Raw genomic sequence first — 19056 nt, 5'->3', positions numbered from 1 at the left:
ATAGTTAATATGAACCAACTCCCAATTATTATTGAGAGTGTAAAGGATGTTAAACTATTGAGACATCAAGTCCACTAGTTGTACCTTTAACAATAATTTCATCAAACGTCTTATCATTAAGAATTGCATGCAATATTTCATGAGAAATCTTCGGAAGCAATGTATTTTCTATGGTTGTTTGTACCACACGCGCACCACTCCCAGACTCATTGCTATTGTCTACAATATCATTAATTAGTTCCTCATCAAAAAACAGGTCAGCGTTATAGTGCTTACGAATACGAGTCGTAATTTTATCCAACTTTAATTTTGTTATTTCTATCAATACTTTTCTTGATAGAGGCAAATAAGGTAATACGTTCACACGCCCTAAAAATGCAGGTTTAAAGTCGACCAACAAATCATCGCGTAAAGCATCTTTTAGTGCTGACGGCTCAGGAGATAAATCAGGATCAGAATACAAAGACATCGTCGTTTCGGTCCCTGTGTTCGCGGTCATAATAATAATAGTGTTTTTAAAGTCTATATCTCGACCTTCACCGTCTTTAATTGAGCCTTTATCAAACACCTGATAAAAAATATCTTGAACACCAGGGTGCGCTTTTTCCATTTCATCGAGGAGAATTACACTATAAGGTTTACGTCTAACAGCTTCAGTCAGTACACCTCCTTCTCCATAACCGACATAACCAGGAGGAGAACCTAATAGCAATGAGACTTTATGCTCTTCCTTAAATTCTGACATATTGATAGTCGTGACATTTTCTTCACTACCATACACTTTCTCTGCAATCGCCAAAGCCGATTCGGTTTTACCCACTCCGCTTGGTCCGGTCAGGAGAAATACACCATTTGGTCGTGTCTCATCCGTGAGCTGCGCACTCGCGGTTTTTATCACTTCAGACATGAGCTCTAAAGCGTGATCCTGCCCGACAACTCGCTTACACAAACTTTCTTTCAAACCCAATACTGCTTGGATTTCATCATCCTGAAGTTTACCCAACGGTATACCGGTCCAATCCGAAATAACTTCTGCGATTAGCGCTTCATTTACATGCGAAAAAACTAAGGGCTGTGAGTTAGCGGAGAGGTTATTTTCAAGCTCTTGTAACTTGTCTCTCGCAGTCTCAGAACCCTCCTGGATTATTTGGGTTCTAAGTGACTTAGCTTCACTTACCCATTCTTTTTCTTTTTCCCAAAGTACTTCTAATTCAATAATGTCATTAGATAGCGCATCAATCTCTTTTCGGACACTTTGCAGCTGCACATCAAGAGATGCTCCTAGCCGATTCTCTTGGCTAAGATGCTCATACTCAGCTTGCTTTGCTTTAAGTTTATTTCTTTTCGCATCTAGGCCTCCCGGTGTAGATGACTGACTTAACGCAACTCGAGAGCAGGCCGTATCCAAAACAGAAACCGCTTTATCTGGCAGTTGACGACCATTAATGTATCGAGCTGAGAGTTGGACCGCTGCATTGAGAGCTTGGTTAGTGATATGAACATCGTGGTGTTGTGCCATTACATCAAGTAAGCCTCGTAACATTTCGATCGCGAGTTCAGGGGCAGGCTCATCAACCTTTACGACTTGAAAACGCCTAGTTAAAGCTGCATCTTTTTCAAAATACTTTTTATACTCTGCCCACGTTGTTGCTGCGATCGTTCTGAGTTCACCTCTCGCTAATGCTGGCTTCAGAATATTCGCCGCATCACCTTGGCCCGCTTGCCCACCACCGCCAATTAGGCCATGAGCTTCATCAATAAACAATATAATAGGCTGTGGAGCGTCGTTTACTTCCTTAACAAGGTTCTTAAGCCTGTTTTCAAACTCACCTTTCATGCCTGCGCCGGCTTGCAGTAACGCCAAATCCAGAGACTTAATTGCCACATTTTGCAGAGCGGGAGGTACATCGCCATCAATGATCTTTTGCGCCAAACCTTCAACAACGGCTGTTTTTCCAACACCAGCTTCTCCCGTAAGAATCGGGTTGTTTTGTCGGCGTCTTAATAAAATATCGATCATTAGGCGAATTTCATTATCTCTACCAATCACCGGATCTATTTTACCTTCCCTAGCTTGCTCAGTAAGGTCTGTTGTAAATTGATTCAAGGCGGAATTCGCGTTTGACTGCGCTAAGTCATTCGATCTTGATTGAGGCGCATTACTTTCTTTAAAGTTCAATAAGCGAGATGGTTCTATCTTGTTTAGTTCAGGACTAATCGAACCAGCCATGTTGACTAACGTATCATCAGACAAGTAGGCAAATAAAAGATGGATGCACCCCAACTGTTCTTGATTGAATTCAATGGTTGCAGACAACAAGGCATTTTGCATAACAGTCACCGTATGAGCTGATAGCCCAGGCACCGACTGGCATCCTGTTTTGTATTTTTCTAATGCCTTTTGAATATCGGTTTCAACCTTGATTTTATCGACATCAAATTCGTCAAAAACTTCAGAGTAAATATCGTCAGGATGGCGGATAATCATCATTAACCAGTGAGACATTTCAATACTGTGATGAGTTCGGGAGCTTGCCATAGCAGCTGCCTGTTCAAGCGTTTCCTTAGCCTGAGGAGACAATCTTTCGACCAACGCTGAAAGTGAGAGTGAAGCCATTACATTTCCTTTAAATAGTAATTGTTATAGTTCGATCTTTTGTACGTTCGTGTTTTTTAAGCACAGAACCAATACCTAACTGCCCCTGCTGTTTCGATAAACAAGCTTGTGGTAGCAAACTATGTTTGGTGGTGAGCTGCCACTTCAGTTGTTTATGTTTTCCAATCAACTCATAAGCAGCGTTCTTAATGATTGCTATATTGGGTTGGTTAGGAAGCAATTTACTAACTAGCTGTTTATCTTTTGGCAGAAATTCTATTGTTGTCCCCGCGTTGATGTTCCATGCTTTCGAACCCAAAGACGCTCCTAAACCAAGTTGAGCAAACTGCCCTTCAGGCATAGTTCGGGATGCAAGGCGTGTTTGCTCTTCTTTCGTAAGGTGTAACCATTGTCCTTGAAATTCATGAACTTTTACTTGGCATCCAGATAAACATTCAAGAATACTTTTTAGTCCACCTTTACTTCTCACTGGTGAAGCAAACACACCACCATAGTGCCGGGACAGTGAACTCCCTTTCCCAGTTAATGCCGATTTACAGCTTTCTAACGGCGAACGCGCGCCCTGCGCATGCGCACGAGACTGAACAGTCAGCTGACTCAGTTGCCAACATCGATAATAAAGAGATAATAAGCGATGATTGAAAATATCGTAGAAGTCCACCATAGCCGTATCGCCTTCTTTTTGGCGATGTAAAGCTAATTCACTATAGTGCTGGGGAAGCACACCTTGCTCACCCGTTAGGCCTATTAAATTGGTCTCAATCTCTAACTTGCTGTCATCTATATTTTTCAGTTCACAAAGCTGAGCATTTTCAAAACCTAATGATGGATTAACCTTTAAGTTTAGCTTTTCATGCTTCGGTAACGCATCTGTTCCTATTTGCGCCTCTGCTTGCAGAACTTCGTGTTCAATAAGATGAATCGCTTCAAACAATGGATGTTGCTTTAATTCTCGATAAAATTGTTCCGCGCTCATAGCAACACCTTATCGCCAGTTAATGCGGGCCATAGGTGGAAAGACTTTCCCGTGGACTTAAGTCTTATTTCTAACTGCGTAAAAATGTTAATTTCAGCATATTGCGAGAAGTAAACAGATAAAACACTACCTAAGAGAAAGATCTGCTCTTTGGGTAAAATTTGATCAGAAACCGTCAAAATAATTTTTATACCGTGCGCAAATCCAACTTTGCCTTTCTGACTAATTCTTCCTGTAGTAGGCTCAAACTCTAACTTAGTTAAAGCATCGATTACCGCTTTCGTTTCTGCTGTCCCAGAAAATGCATAGAGATTAAGGGTCTGCTTCAAAGTTGCTAAACCATCTTCCTCGGTAAAATGGTTTAAAGTTAAAAGCTTAGTTAACTGCCATCGTGTGCTTTCATCCATTTCTGGCCGAATAGTTTCTGATAAAGAAACTAAACAACGAACAGATTCGAAATTGTCATTTACCTCCGGTAAAGATACTTGCGGCAGCCCACCTCCAAATGGAAGTTTCTGCGCTAAGTTGCGGTTACAGCACTCAGCTTCCACGTACATTAACCAGTTTTCCCGGCTATCCGGGCTGAACAATTGATGTTTTTTATCAACAAAAGAAATGTAAGTTTCTCTACCTGGCTCATCATACCCACCAGCCCAGTTCTTATCCTCACGTCTCATCAACCAATAAATCTCACTAGTGTTCGTATAATGCGTGTGCTCACCAGCGTGATAACATGGCAAATTGTGGTACGTTTTGTTCCAATTTCTCAACGTTACGTCAGAAATTGAGACAACCTCATTACTTTCAGATTCTTGGTATTGCGGAGACAAGTGGTAATCGTATTCAGTTGGTAGAATACGCTTAGGCTCCATAATACTTTTAAATAAGTTGATTACAGGCACACAACCTACCATTAAGCTTTCTTCGTCCACTTGCTTTGGAAGCCAGTCATCGTTGGTATCAAAGTAAAAATACAGTTCGAATTGCTCTCCAAGATCTAGCTCAGATAATCCAAGTTCGGTGATATCAAAGAACATAAACTTCTCAGGAAAGTGCAAATACTCAACAAGTAATCTTGCTCCTGAAAAGCTTCTTTTACTGTATGACACAACTTTCTCATCTTCTGAAAATCCCACTTCAGAAAGATGTCTTTTGGTTAAAGGACGAACTTCTTTGCCATCCACAACAACAGATAAACCAATTAGGTTTTGAAACAGCATTTGGTAGAGCTTAAAAGTCAATTGAGATTGACCGTTTAAATAGAAGCGCAGCCGTTCTATCCCCATTTCACCAAGAGGAGTCTCTTCATCTTGAGCCGTGAGCTGTACTTTCAAAACTGAATGAGCATTGCTTTCCCATCGTGAGCCAACTGGCTTGAAAGGCGCATTTTTAAAAACGCCAGAGGTCACATCAACAGGATACATTCTGACCGGATAACAAGTTCTAAACTCGCACTCATGATATCCAGGAGCACCGATAACAACTCGCTCGCCTTCTTCTACATCAAAATAAGAGGAAGTGGAGTTAGAACAGCTCATTTTAATGACTGACATTGACGGGATTGGGGCGTGAAAATCCGGATATAACTGTCCCATCAAAGACTCTGTAAACTGAGGGTAACTATTGTCTAAGCTTTGTCTAATCCTTGCTGTTAGAAATGCGCAGCCTTCTAACAATCTTTCTACGTGTGGATCGTCAACCTGTTCCTCACTAATACGAAGTCTCGCAGCGATCTTAGGATACTGCTCACCAAACTCTTGCCCTTTGTGACGCAAATAAGCTAACTCGCGATTATAGTACTTGAGAAACTCTTCACTCATTTTGCTCTACTCAGTTTCATACCTAAATTTACCGGCTCTACTTCAGAATTGAATCGCACTTCATGAATACTGTTATCAATTAAGCAAGTGGCATTTATCTGTAACCTCAATACCCTATCAATAACGTTTTTCTCGTCCGAAATCTGGACATGAGGGTTCCTTAACCTCGGCTCAAACTCTTTAATTGCATCATGAACGATGTCGCAAAGCTGATTCTGCCCTTCTTGGCTGCTATAGGGCATTGAGGAAAAATCTGGCAGCCCATAGTTCAATATTGAATAACGAACTTCTAGAAGATCATCAGGAATATTTTTCCATCCAATACGACTATTCAGCATCGACTCTAGATCTCTAAGTAAGCTGCTCAACATCTGTTGCTGGCTTGCAGGGAAGTCTTTCTCATCTCGAGTGAGAGGATCACTATCTATCAATTTGTCGAGCAGAGAAACGGTTAACGACATGATATTTCTACGCTATTTGTTTCTGTTCTAATAATGTAGTCAAATCACAGATTGGAAGCGCTGAGTCACCGACTAACCAACATTTTTGACCCAAGCCAACAAAAGATTCTTGCTCACCAATCTGCTTCCAATCCGTTTCTCGACCTAACTTTTGCGCATCGGTCTCTGAGTCAACATATGTCAACGGCATATGGCCTTCGCCTTCACCAAGTCCATCGATATCAAACTCGACAGGTCGCCAAATACTCTCTAACAAAGAAGTAGGTGCTTTAACTTCTAGCGTATGGATGCTCGATATGGGTACAAGAAAATAGTTACCTGCTGTAGAAAACAGTTCAATGTAACCACCTAAACGATCATCAATATCTCTAGCATCTTCGTAGTTTGTGCCGTTTACGTTAAACCCTTTAATAGTGCGATGCTCTTCAATGCGATGCGATAGACGTGACGCTTCTTCGTACTCTTGATTTCCGAGAGCAAGATTAAATCGAACAAGCTCTTTAGTTAATTCCTCATCACCTAATACTTTGGCACTAGCCGCACCATTGATAAAATCCTTTCTAGCTTGAGCTGCTTTCACTAAATGTCGTAGCTGACTTGCACCAGGCAGATACTCAGGAAACAATTTAATCGATTGCATGAGCTGAGCGTCCGCACGCTCGAAGTCCCCATCAATGCAAAGAAGCTCAATGAAGGAACTTCTCAAGCTCGCATCTTTAGGGGTTGCTTTAATTTCATCAATTAATTGCTCTAGAGCGTGTTGCAATAGGCCTTGGGACAAAGCATTTTTCCATTGAGTCATTGTTATTTCCTTACACCATGTGCTCTGGTGATAATTCGGTAATTAATTTAATGCTAGATACCATTTGATCGAGTTGAAAATGCGGTCGCAAATGGATAACTGAGTAATAATGTCCAGGAGTTTCTCTTTTCTCTCGAACTGTAATTTTCGCTTCATTTAGGGGGTATTTAGCTCGAAGCTCATCAGACGCTTCATCTGATGCGGTAGTGTACTGATGTAACCAGCGTTGAAAGTCACGCTCTAGGCTTTCTGCGTCTTGATACCCACCAATTTTGTCACGCCCCATAACCTTGAGATAATGTGCGACTCGCGATACACACAATGTGTATTGCAACATCGATGTCAGTTTTGCATTCGTTGAAATATGCTTTTCTGCGTATTGTTTGGGCTTGTAGAGAGATACATTCGAGGTCATCCCCACCATATCGGTCTCAGGTATTGGAGAAATAGAAATAAAACCGCACTCAGACAATTCTTGTTCTTTTCTCTCAGAGATTTTCAAGTTTAACGGACATCTTTCACGATCATTCTTGCCATTAACACGCATCTTGCTCCTTGTAGGAGCGACGATAATACCCTGACTGTAATCGCCTTGTTTAATCCCTCGCATATGCGTGAACCAACCATGTTCCTGAAATGCTCTAATTGATACGGCAGCAAAACAGTACGCACTACTCCCCCATAGCAAATCTCGGTTGGAGTCGTAGATGTGTTCTTGAAAATTGAATTTATCATTCCGCGAGCCATCACTTTTGTATGGCTGACGGAACAAGACGTTAGGTGCAGTCAAACCAATAAATTTAGCGTCATCGTTGTCTCTCAAACTACGCCACTTTGCATAATCTTCCTGTTCAAATTGGGCCGCTATATCTCTTATCGCAGAGAGTTGAGCGAAACTATCAACACCAAACATCTCTGGCGATGCAGACATGATAAATGGGCTGAATGCTGCAGCTGCAGACTGAGAGATCTTACTCAACACAGACAGATCTCTATCAAAATAATTTTTACTAGGATCACAGCGAAGCTGATAATCTCCAACCACCACACCAAAGGGTTCTCCCCCTGCCATCCCATATTCATTTTGATAGAGCAACTTAAATAGTGCTGATTGGTCAAACTCGATGGCTTTTAAAGCATCTTTACTGATTTCATTCCATGTCGCCGTTAAAACCTTAACTTTTACAGAATCCGATGAACGAGAATCAAGCTGTTCACATAAATACCTAACTCCAACCCACCCCCTTTCGAGCTGTTGAAACTCAGGATGATGTAATATTTCATTTAGTTGAGATTCTAATAGCTCATCAATGCGGTTAATTGTGTTCATCACACTATGACGAAAGCTGTCCAAATCTCTTGAACGTGTACCTTCTAGCCAAATTCGAGCTGACGATACAAGATCAGAAGATTCATTGAATCGAGTCAACCACGGGCTATCAAGTTCAGCGTAGCCTCCGGTACTGAACTCATGTTTTAGCTTGCTAGGGTCGCGAAAGTTAAGTGACACTGCTAATTCCATCTAGAACATAAAGATTGGTCATGGCTGGCCTTTCGACCAGCCAATTCGTTTCTTATCCACCTGACTGAGGGATCTTGGCCACAAGTCGCAAAGATGTAGTCAGTTCTTCCATTTGCAACCAAGGTTTCAGCCATGCTACGGCATTGTAAGAACCAGGTGCGCCAGGAATTTCCTTAACCTGAACACGAGCGTCTGCTAGAGGGTATTTCGCTCTGATCTCTTGACCACCGCCTTCAGAAGCATTGACGTAACCTAGGATCCAGCGGTTCAGCCAAGACTCAACGTCTTCTGCTTCCATAAAGCTACCAATTTTATCTCGAGCCATTACTTTCAAATAATGCGCAAAACGAGATGTTGCCATCATATAAGGTAGGCGGGCAGAAATGGCCGCATTGGCCGTTGCTTCAGGGGATTCATGGTTCGCTGGTTTTTGACAGGTTTGCGCACCAAAGAACACTGCATAGTTGGTGTTTTTGTAGTGACAAAGCGGTAAGAAACCAAGCTTACCAAGCTCCGCCTCACGTCTGTCGGTAATACCAATCTCTGTTGGGCACTTCATATCAGGGTCGCCATCATCACTCATGAAGAAATGCGTTGGCAAGTTATCCACTCGACCGCCGCCTTCTGCACCACGGATGGCAGTACAAAATCCATATTTTGAAAATGCGTCGGTTAACTTAACACCAAGAACATACGAAGAGTTCATCCAACAGTAGTCGTTATGTTCAGCGTTAACAGCAATACCTGAAACAGGATCTACTTCGAACTCTTCAAACCCAAACTCTTCGACTGGAGCGGTAGCTTGTCCGTATGGCAAACGAGCAAGGACTTTTGGCATCGTCAGACTAACGAAGCGCGAATCGGCACTCTCGCGGAACGAACGCCATTGGGCGTATTCTAGTGATTCAAATACCTTATCTAGGTCGCGTGGTTTTGACAGCTCAGTCCACTCATCAAAGCCGAATAGTGCTGGTGAAGCCGCGGACAAGAATGGAGAGAAGCCAGAAGCCGCTACATTTGACATTAGGCGTAACGACTCAATATCTTCTGGGTGGTTGGTAAACTCATAGTCTCCAATCAATGCACCATACGGTTCACCACCAGCACTACCAAACTCAGACTCGTAAACCTTTTTAAAGATCTGGCTTTGATCAAACTCAACAGCTTTGCTCAAGTCTTTATGTAGCTCTTTCTTGGTCATGCTCATCATGCGAACTTTCAGAGTAGAGCTAGTCTCTGAATTCATCACTAGATAATTTAAGCCGCGCCAAGAACCTTCGAGTTTCTGTAATTCTGGGTGATGCATTACTTCAGACAACTGATCAGAAATCTGCCTATCGAGCAAATTAATCGCTTCACGAAAAGTTACTGTTAGGTTTTTGTTCCAAGTAACTGTCCCTTTCATTGCTTCTTCAGCGAGCGTTTTAATCAGCTCCTCAGCACGAGAAGCTTCGGTCTGCTTAGTCGCACCAATAGCTTGATCTAAGAATGAAGTTGTCTGTTCATTAACTGTTGGATCTAACTGTTTTTCAGCTTCAGTCGTCATTATTCCGCTCCTTCAGTACTATCTGACTTCGCTTTCTTGTCAAGATCTAACTCGCCTGCAAGTCTTGCCAGATTGTCTGTATTGTTCAAAACATCCTCTAGGATATTTTCAAGCTCTTCTGAGCGGTCAACTTTTGTCATCAAATCACGCAGTTTATTACGCGTTTCCATCAATTGGCGTAGTGGATCAACTTGATTTACGATCGCAGCAGGCTCAAAGTCTTGCATTGATTTAAAGTTTAAATCGACCTCAAACTGTGAATCGTCATTCGCAAGCTTATTCGCAACTTTAAACTTCACCGATGGATTCATTTTTTTGAGTACATCGTCAAAGTTATCTCGATCGATCTGAATAAAACGGCGGTCTTTTAATGGCTTCAACGCTTCTGTGTTTTGACCAGCGAAATCACCCATTACACCTACAACAAAAGGCAGTTCTTTCTTAAGAGTTGTACCTTCAGTTTCAACATCATAGGTAATGTGGACACGAGGCTTCCGTACTCGTGATAGTTTCGAGTGGATACTCGTCATACCATTCTCCCTTTATTAATTTTCATTTTGTTCTGCTATGCCAACCAAACGGAAGTAGCTTTTCTTTGCATCCCCGTCGGAGATAAGTTCCGCCAGTAACTCCGGCAGAGGCATCCCACACCAACGAATAATCTGTTCGATGGAGTAAGAAACTGGTGAGTGAGGTTCACTCTCTCGGAAGAAATCAGCTACTTGCTGCAATTGTCTAATTGCCTGCTCTCGTGATTTCATGTTTGTCGCTAATAATGCATCACAACTTTGTGCACTTAACGGTTGTTCAGAAGAAGATTCATCAAGATCCTCTAGCTCTTCAATCACTGCTTGTGGTTGATTAAAACGATCTCCAAGAAGGTGCTTTAATGCCGAGTGTATTGATTCAAGTCTTTTTGATATATAAGAGCTAGGAGTCACATCACCGACCGCTTCATCTAATCGCTGACTGAATTCATTAAATGATTCCGTAGCGAACTCCAAATCCGTGATTAATTCTCGATAAAACGTATCAGAAGTCGACTTAACCGTAGTTGTAATTTCAGATAGCTCCACAGCCCCAAGCTCGACTCGATTTCGGCGCTTATCTTCGTCTAAGCGCTCAAGCTCTATAGCTTGCTGATATTCCCAATAGGCATAAGCTTGCTCCACGCCTAAGTCAGTCAATGGTATACAAGCAATTGGAAAAATAAGTGTTCCTTCACTATCGATACCATTGAGGCCAATAATCGCCGATATTCTTGTCTCAATACCATCTTCATCAGGCATTGGGTACAGATCATCCCAAAAGTTCTCAATTAAACTGGTTGCGAGTTTGTAGCCAACGCCCATACCACGAAAACCATACAATCGAGTTAGGGCTTCTATAAGCCAGGCAACAAATTCCAAATCTTTAGACTGATTCGTGAGTATTTCTGGGACATCTTCAATAAATACTCGCCATAAATTACTGTGGGTATAGATACTTTCTTCTTCTATAAGAGCATTACGTTCAGCGTTGCGGGCGGCCATACGCTGATCTTTCAACCGATAGTAAGCAGACTGTGGTGATACATCCTCTCTAGGATCAACACCTGTAGGATTTTCTTGAGATATAGGAGCCAACGCTTGTTCATACCAATCAAACATTTCATTACTCATAAGCTCTCCCTCTTAGAAAGACAGGTATTGTTGCGTCTTCTCTAGTTACTGTTTCGCACTCCGTTTGCGCTTGGCGAACTTTGATCAAAGCACAAGTTACGTTATCACTTGCGCCCCGAACCAAAGCCGAATGCATGAGCGCTAATCCAGCTTGGTTGACTGAGTCTGCATACAATGTCCGATGAATTTCATCACTCGTAAGTTCCTTAGAGAGCCCATCGCTACAGAGTAAAAACTGATCGCCGTCAGCCAATTGCCCTGAAACTTGATCAATAGTGACACTTTCGTCGACCCCAACAGCTCTGGTAATAACATTTGCAAGAGGGTGAGATTCGGCATCTTCAAATGCCAATAAGCCCTGATCCACTAAGTCCATGACTTGACTATGATCACGTGTTTTTTGGACAAAATTACCACTTCTAAGCTGGTAAATTCGGCTATCACCCACCCAAAGACAGTGGTAATACCCATCCTGAATAAACAACAAAACAAGTGTTGTTCCCATCGTTTTACCGTCTAAGTGATTTTGTGCGTATTGGTAAATTTCTAAGTTCGCTTCTTGAACCACTCTTCGGATATCATCGATATTAGTACTGGAGACATCCTGCATGTGGCGCGCGACTCTATCCACTAGCATCTGGCTTGCTATATCGCCAGCACTGTGTCCACCCATTCCATCGGCAACCACCCAAATATGCTGTTCTGTCATATCCAACAGAGCATCCTCGTTATAAGGGCGTACTTTTCCTGCGTGCGATTTAGCAAAGGTAAAATAGTTCCAATTCATTCTTCTATCCTACCAATTCCACTTTTTCCAGCCGCCATCAAGCATGGCTGAAAACTGACCAATTGAAGGGAATCCACTAGTAATGAACATGCATGGTTCAACCTTCGTTGAACCTTCAGTCCACCAAAAACATGGTTTACTCAATTTCTCTTTAATGAGGAAATTCAAAAGCGTGTTTTGATCAGTATTGCCGTGATCATGAAAAACTGTAGATATTTGGCTTTGATAAAGAAACTCCAGAGACCTCACTTCACTTGTCACATTCGCAACGAGGTCATTTTTTTCTTGAGTACTCTTATGCCAAACATCAAAGACAAAGTCGTCCTCAAGTACTGAAAGAGCAAGAGCGGCACTGTCCTCGGTCCAAGCTCTGTCACCCCAATATTGCGCAGCTTCACCTTTTACGGCACGAGCTATAGTAAAGAAAAAGTATCTACCGCATGCATCAACACTAGGAATCATGCTACCAATGTAGGTTGAGTCTTCTAAATAGCTAATATCCAAAGCAAAGTGCCACACAGGAGCCGTTAAAAAGTGCTCATTCCAGCTTTCGCCCAGTTGTTCCCTGCTGACTGCAATAACCGCCTGTTGCCAATCATGCCAACGCTCCGAGAAATCTTGTGATAAACCATCTTTCACAAAGTCCCCTTTTGCAGGCATTTTACCGATATATCCCCAGCCTGATGTTATAAGGTTCGTGGACATCTGAACCTCTCCATTTCATTTGACCAAAACGGATTAATGGCACTAGAAGGAATAAGCTCTAGTTGCACCTTGTTTCCCTTTAAATCAATCATAACTATATTGTCTTTACGCGATTCTGGCCTTGCTTTAAGTGATTGATCCAAAAGCTTGAATATGCCCCACTCACCTTCATAGGTATGCGCAATTTCGCGTTTAGATTCAGGTGGTGTGAACACAATTCGAGTCTGATCTTGACCGGCAGGCCAACTCAACGATTTAGCTCTTGCTGGTCCATGCTTATAAACCAAATCTTGTCCACCCAACTCTAAGACAAATCGAGTAATGTGCTGGTCTAGATAAACAGGCTTCATACCAAACTCTACGCGTAATGAATTATCAGATTCAAAGAAAGACTGCCTGATACGTTGCGCTCTTTGAAAGACCATTAGTGTTTCTGGACGAACTCCAATTTCCTTTTCTAATCGCCAACGACTTTTCGAAGTATCCACAAACGGTTCGAGGTATTCTTGGAAGAATGCGTCAAGCGTGCCCCCATAACCAAAGAATCGCTTAAAGTCTTTCAATCTGACTTCTCTGCTCGCATTGGGCTCGAATGGATATCTGCCAGCAATAGTCCGCTGATAAGGACGCACCACTTGTGTTACCCAAAGTTGATTTAGATGATCCTTCGAACCGCTCTCCGCAAACTTGACCGACTCTTGAGAAAGCTCACCTAGCCATTGATTAAATGGTCTCGGCAAAAGTTCTTTAGCACGAGCAAAGGAAGCTGCGACATCTTGTGTAACGGTTCCATCTAAAATACTTTTGTAGGCAATTTTCTGATTGTTACCAGAGCTTGATAAGTCACTTAAATACGAACGCAAGTTAATCATTGCTTGTTGAATATCATCAAAGTCTTGCTCACCAAGGCGTAAAATCTCTGAGAAATGTGATTCGACTTCTTTACCTGGCAGAGCAACATTGAAACCGTTTTCTTCAGGTAAATACATGTCTAGTCTATCTGCCGTATTTGAAAACTTAACTTTGGCAACTTTACCAGCAACTTCAGAAGCGGCTTTTTGATTTTCTGACAATGATACTTTTGATAGAGCAACCTCTTTTTGGATTGCTCTCAACAAAGATTCGATTGGTCTTTCAACTCCAGATAAAACCCTCGCTTGCTCTGTCGCAAGTTCTAGGCTCGGAGCCTGCTTCAATTGAATATCTTCGATCAACGTTTTCCATTCATTAACATAATCTTGATAGTATCGAGACTGAACGCCTTGGATGGCACTATCTTGATCAATTTCATGAGCCTTAAGATCGTCACCATAAACCCAGTTCTCTTCCATTAGGCTTTTTACTGTACGGTTGATCTGAATCTGAAAAATGCTATGAAAACCATTGTACGTGTAGAAACCCGAAATGCCTTGTGATAGCGGTTTTCCACTAGCTCGCTCGAACTGCTCAAGCCCTTTAGGTCCCAATACATCAGTCAAGCGAAATGAAGGTACATGACTCTTAGAAAATTGTATTTTCATTCGCTGATAAGCACGTTCAGGTAGAGACATTTGAGTCAACACTTCTCGAGCACTCGTCACGGCAGCAGTGTTGTAAGTAAAGCCTTGTCCATCGTTGCCTAATAAATATTGAGTGTGCTGTAGCAAACGTCTTCTTAAGTCTGCGTTTAGCTCACCCGGATATTGACGTTCGAAATAAAAGTTAAACCAAGCCAACACTTCATCTTGTTGATATTTGTCTGGATTGAATAACATCAAATACGTTTTTAACGTTTCGTACAAATACTCACGATGCTGTTGATTGCTCTCCATTTCTGACACCAAGCTATCAAGAAGCAGAGGGGCGTAATATTGGGTCAAAGCATCAGAATATGCATTGTTTGCCGCCTGAGACACTTTGTCTCCCTGATAGAGACCAAACCTCTTTACAGAGTCGGCATCACCGTAGTCGCTTTGCTTTCCGAGAGGAAGCGTCATCAACTTATCTAATGTTTCTACAGCTGAAACAATATCCGCTTCAAAATCTAAACTTTGAGCGCCAATCATTGCATCAATATGGCTCGCTTGTTCATTGGTATCGACAATTAACTGTGAGTTCCACTTATAACTCATCAACCAAAGCGCAGAAGCTCCTAGCAGTAGCATTGTACATCCAATGTAAACACCTCGACGCATCCAACCTGACTGCTTTTGATAGTGACGATTAACTGTTCCTAACAGTTGCTCTTTGAAAATAACCTTGTCAAAAAGATTCTTTACGAAATAACTATGAGAACCAGTCTGACTCTTTGCTAGAGCTAAACGATTTAACCCAAGTCCATTGGTTGATTCATTCATCAGCTTATCGACTGGTAAGCCTTCTTGAACCGAACTCAACATAAACACACCACGAATCAAGGCAGGCTCTTCAAAACTGTTTTGTGCAAAAATTTCAGCTAAAAACTCGTCAAGATTAGCTTGTAGCACTCTTAATTGCTTTGGAAATTCAAAGATAAGCGCGCGTTTATCTAAATCGTCCTCAGTTTCAAGTATTCTAAGCATACGGGCATCAAGGCGCTCCAACATGCCATGAAATTCTTTGTTGAATAGAGAAATAACGCCTCTTTCATCATCCACTTCACGAGGGAACATGAAACCAAATAAATCATCTCGTTCTTCCTTACTTAAATCGGCAAAGAATTCATTGAAACCGGCAACTAAATCCATTTTGGTGAGCAATACGTAAATCGGAAACTGCATGCCTAACTGGTTTTTCAGTTCTTGAAGTCTCGACTTAATTGCTCGAGCATGAAGACTTCGCTCGGTTCGAGTCTGAGACATCACGCTGGCTAAACTTATCGTAACAATCGCACCATTAATTGGTCTTTGCGTTCTATACTTTTTCAACAATCCTAAGAAACCATGCCACGCTTTAGAGTCGACCTTTTCTTGACTGTCTTGTGTCGTATACCGGCCAGCCGTATCTATAAGAACTGCTTTATTTGCAAACCACCAATCACAGTGGCGAGTGCCACCTACACCGGCAATAGAGTCAGAGCCAAGGCTGTCTCCTAATGGAAACTCTAACCCCGACTGCTTTAATACGGTTGTTTTCCCCGTTCCAGGAGGGCCAATCAACACATACCACGGTAAGTCATACAAGCTTCTCTTGCCTTTGTGTGTTTTCGTCACTACTTTGACAGCTTGCTCAATACGCTCGCGCATTAAGTCAATTTCACTTGCTGCTTCTTTATCTGATTGGCTATCAACCTCAAGCAACGTTTGAATACTTTCGTCTTCTTTCACCTTTTGCTTATGCTGCTTGGTAACGTTAAATATCGCCCAAAGCAACACCAACACTAGAATAGTGACTAGCCGTTGAAAGTCACTCTTTAGGGGCTCATATCCCGCTATCGCAATAAGTGGACCAACAACCCAAATGAAAATAGAACAAGCAGCGACACCGATAAGACCGAGAAACCATCTTTGAGTAAATATTCTGCCAATTTCTTTAATACGCATCTCTATCTACCTATTATTAATTCGCGACAAGAAGGTCGATTTCAATCCGGCGGTTAATAGCTCGGTTTTCATCACTACTGTTTTCAACTAATGGTCTTGCATCCCCCAATCCCTCGGGTATCACTCGCCCTTCTAATGCACTATTCGAGATCAGTTGTTCAGACATAGCAGTGGCTCGAGCTAATGATAGGTGCCAGTTCGAGGGATATTTACTCGTGAAAATAGGCCTATCGTCGGTGTGACCAGTAACAATGATCTTGCCTTGGGTCGACTCCAATGTTCTCGCAAGCTTAGAAATAACGGGTTGGATGTAAGCGACAACATCAGCACTACCTGATTCAAATAGATCTTGAGACTTTAACGAAATTCTTACCCTGTCTTGCAGCGGCTCAACATTGATTAGCCCCTTACCGATCTCAGTTGCTAGATACATTGAAATCTTTTCTGCAATTGGCGCTGATTTTGATTCTGACGTTGCATCTTGGTTAAGTTGTTGCGGTTGAATCAAATTGACTAATTGAGAAAAGGTGCGATTGGATGCCTTATTTAGCTCATAGCTAAAATACATATATATGCAGACCAATAATGCCGCCGTTACAGAACATACAACCCAAAGAGGGGCTCTATCAGAAGCCTTTGAGCCATTCAAAATGTGTTGGTCGATACTATTACTTAGCTCCTGAGGGACTCCTCTCCCATAAGACTTAAGAGTAGCAATAACCTGTCTTCTCAATTTCCGGTGCGATTCCAGTCCATTTTTTTCTAAACGGTATTGACCCAGAAACCCGAGAGATAAGCACACATACATTAGTTCAAGCAAATCTAAGTTCGCATCTGGTTTCGCCATGCACTTATCAAGATGCTTAAAAAACGCTTCCCCACCTTGACTGCTAGCATAGAAGGAGCTAAGTAATGAATCGTGACTCCAGAATGAATGCCCACCCCAATTGGTGTTAAGGACAACTTCATCTAGTGAACAGCATAAACAATAACGAGCTGTATCAATGGTATCCAAATCAACGTCATGCTGACGTAATCGGTTCTCATAATCTCTAAGCTTTTGTGCCAATGTCTCTTTTAGAAACAACGGATCGGAATGAGTCGCTGTCGACCGAATTTGACCGATAATAGATAACAGGCCATTCGCCTCTGCTAGTAGAGAGTTATTCCCATAAGCGACCACTGAATCATTGTTCACCAATTCAGGGCTTTTTGAGATAACTACGGTATTATCCACAGACTTTTCTGATTGTGGTTTCGATGCGGGAGCTCTTCCACCCGGTGTTGGTTTTACTATCGTTTGTTCCATACAGAGCGCGCCTATTTATTAATACTCCAAAGCTCAAGTTCAGCATTCGGAAAATGCCCTGATAGGTGAAGCGCAATACCGCCACTATCTTTTAGCCTCATCCAAAATGGCCCTTTCTTGACAACTTCGAAATAGACATAACCCGTTTGGTAAGGAATCTGTCTCGGGACGACACTCAACGGCACTACGTTTATACCGTTGATCTGATTATTAATTAGATCGCGAATCTGTTCTGCGGGGCCAAACTTGAGTTGCGCTGGGACCAGGCGTCTTATTTCATCTGTTGTGGTATCTGCTTTAATTGCTAGCACAAATTGGCATGACTCAAGCAAGCGTTTATCTGGAAGTGGCGTCACTTGAATACCGTACTGGCGAGGCTCCAACGGAAGTTTGGTCGCAGTTTGGTCAAGAACAACACTGAGGTACTGACTGAGTATCTGATTCAACTCGCTATAGACACTTGATACATCTAAGTGATCATACGCAAGCAAACTTGGGACTCTTTTAGTTTTATTAGAAAAAGTGGCTAACTCACCAATGTAACCTTTAAGTGTCGTCGCTAATTCCAGTGGATGTAACCTATCTAACTCACTGAAATGCTTTAACTTAGCCTCATATCGGTTCAGCATTTGGAGCATGATGAAATCAACAGCAGATGCCGATGCAGATTTACCCTTAATCAAGCGCTGCGCAATAACGTCAGCACGCATCTTTGTCATCGCGATAACGTTACGTAGATAAGCTGACATAACTTTGTCGCTAAGGAGGTTGATAAGCGGAGGAACGTACTCATCGTCTAGTATAACTTCCCCTTCAGGAGTTACCTCTTTGATCCTTAAGATAGGTAACTCCACATAACCCGCTAATTTGTCATTACTCGCTTTCAACTCTAGGTTAAGGGCTGCAACTTGGATGGTTTCTTCATCTTGTCCTGTAAGGTTATCTATCACGTCGATATCTTGAAGTACATAACGAGAGACGATCGATTCGCTTACATCCGAAACGTTTTTACCTGTAACACTTGAAAGAGGGAGAGTTATTTTTACTAACGTATTTTCAGTGTTTTTATCAATAAGTAGAGGCGAAACTGAATCGTTGGATATTAACGTATTAACCAACGTCATATCTGGCAAAACAGCTTCAAGATGCTCAAGTTCAATAAGACCACCTTTTAGCGCGTGTTTTTTTACTCGACATTTCCAAACTCCCCAATTGTAAGCCCCACCTAACTGATGTAAGCCCTTGAATTCTTGAGAGGTTGCGCGTTCTTGTTGTTGGAAGTGCTGGGGACGTAAAAACATTCCTTCGCACCAAGCCGTCTTGGAGTATTGCGTCATTTATAATTAGCCA

At 42.1% G+C, this 19056-nt stretch carries 14 protein-coding genes; all 14 read right to left on the bottom strand.

Annotated elements, in window-relative coordinates; translation table 11 throughout:
• Positions 1-49 precede the first annotated feature (49 nt).
• The 14 genes from tssH to tssK are packed head-to-tail and all read right to left on the bottom strand — an operon-like array spanning position 50 to position 19043.
• Positions 50-2617, bottom strand: a complete 2568-nt coding sequence (gene tssH / locus R7E29_RS22255; protein WP_054576745.1) for a type VI secretion system ATPase TssH — start codon at positions 2615-2617, stop codon at positions 50-52.
• Between the two features lie 10 nt (positions 2618-2627).
• Positions 2628-3593, bottom strand: a complete 966-nt coding sequence (tssG, locus tag R7E29_RS22250) for a type VI secretion system baseplate subunit TssG (RefSeq protein ID WP_005375963.1) — start codon at positions 3591-3593, stop codon at positions 2628-2630.
• The gene (gene tssF, locus R7E29_RS22245; RefSeq protein ID WP_053303679.1) at positions 3590-5413 is read right to left on the bottom strand and encodes a type VI secretion system baseplate subunit TssF; all 1824 of its coding nucleotides are present in this window, start codon (positions 5411-5413) and stop codon (positions 3590-3592) included. Before tssF ends, tssG begins: the two co-directional genes overlap by 4 nt.
• Positions 5410-5874: a type VI secretion system baseplate subunit TssE gene (gene tssE / locus R7E29_RS22240; RefSeq protein WP_258630922.1), complete on the bottom strand. Its 465-nt coding sequence runs from the start codon at positions 5872-5874 to the stop codon at positions 5410-5412. Before tssE ends, tssF begins: the two co-directional genes overlap by 4 nt.
• A 7-nt stretch (positions 5875-5881) precedes the next feature.
• Complete coding sequence (locus tag R7E29_RS22235; protein ID WP_017635622.1) at positions 5882-6676, bottom strand: type VI secretion system accessory protein TagJ; 795 nt, start codon at positions 6674-6676, stop codon at positions 5882-5884.
• A gap of 10 nt (positions 6677-6686) precedes the next feature.
• Entirely contained in the window at positions 6687-8198 is a 1512-nt protein-coding gene (gene tssC / locus R7E29_RS22230) for a type VI secretion system contractile sheath large subunit (RefSeq protein WP_318083086.1), read from the bottom strand.
• 52 nt (positions 8199-8250) lie between these two features.
• A complete protein-coding gene (gene tssC / locus R7E29_RS22225; RefSeq protein ID WP_005375950.1) occupies positions 8251-9744 on the bottom strand; it encodes a type VI secretion system contractile sheath large subunit in 1494 nt (497 codons plus the stop codon).
• Positions 9744-10274, bottom strand: a complete 531-nt coding sequence (gene tssB, locus R7E29_RS22220) for a type VI secretion system contractile sheath small subunit (RefSeq protein ID WP_005387524.1) — start codon at positions 10272-10274, stop codon at positions 9744-9746. Before tssB ends, tssC (R7E29_RS22225) begins: the two co-directional genes overlap by 1 nt.
• Positions 10275-10289: 15 nt before the next feature.
• A complete protein-coding gene (gene tssA, locus R7E29_RS22215; protein WP_017635624.1) occupies positions 10290-11405 on the bottom strand; it encodes a type VI secretion system protein TssA in 1116 nt (371 codons plus the stop codon).
• Positions 11398-12192, bottom strand: coding sequence for a PP2C family protein-serine/threonine phosphatase (locus R7E29_RS22210; RefSeq protein WP_054576746.1), 795 nt, complete (start codon positions 12190-12192; stop codon positions 11398-11400). The genes tssA and R7E29_RS22210 overlap by 8 nt, the downstream gene beginning before the upstream one ends.
• Positions 12193-12201: 9 nt before the next feature.
• Positions 12202-12897: a type VI secretion system-associated protein TagF gene (tagF, locus tag R7E29_RS22205; protein WP_054576747.1), complete on the bottom strand. Its 696-nt coding sequence runs from the start codon at positions 12895-12897 to the stop codon at positions 12202-12204.
• Positions 12879-16397, bottom strand: a complete 3519-nt coding sequence (tssM, locus tag R7E29_RS22200) for a type VI secretion system membrane subunit TssM (protein ID WP_054576748.1) — start codon at positions 16395-16397, stop codon at positions 12879-12881. The genes tagF and tssM overlap by 19 nt, the downstream gene beginning before the upstream one ends.
• Positions 16398-16413: 16 nt before the next feature.
• Positions 16414-17706 (bottom strand): type VI secretion system protein TssL, long form, encoded by a 1293-nt coding sequence (gene tssL, locus R7E29_RS22195; RefSeq protein WP_033907010.1) that lies wholly within the window; start codon positions 17704-17706, stop codon positions 16414-16416.
• A gap of 11 nt (positions 17707-17717) precedes the next feature.
• Positions 17718-19043: a type VI secretion system baseplate subunit TssK gene (tssK, locus tag R7E29_RS22190; RefSeq protein WP_081008347.1), complete on the bottom strand. Its 1326-nt coding sequence runs from the start codon at positions 19041-19043 to the stop codon at positions 17718-17720.
• Positions 19044-19056 lie beyond the last annotated feature (13 nt).

Origin of the sequence: Vibrio sp. Vb1729, assembly GCF_033338655.1 — a bacterium.
Taxonomy (GTDB): domain Bacteria; phylum Pseudomonadota; class Gammaproteobacteria; order Enterobacterales; family Vibrionaceae; genus Vibrio; species Vibrio alginolyticus.
Note: the sequence above shows the minus strand (reverse complement) of the source record. Positions and strands in the feature narration are given on the sequence as shown.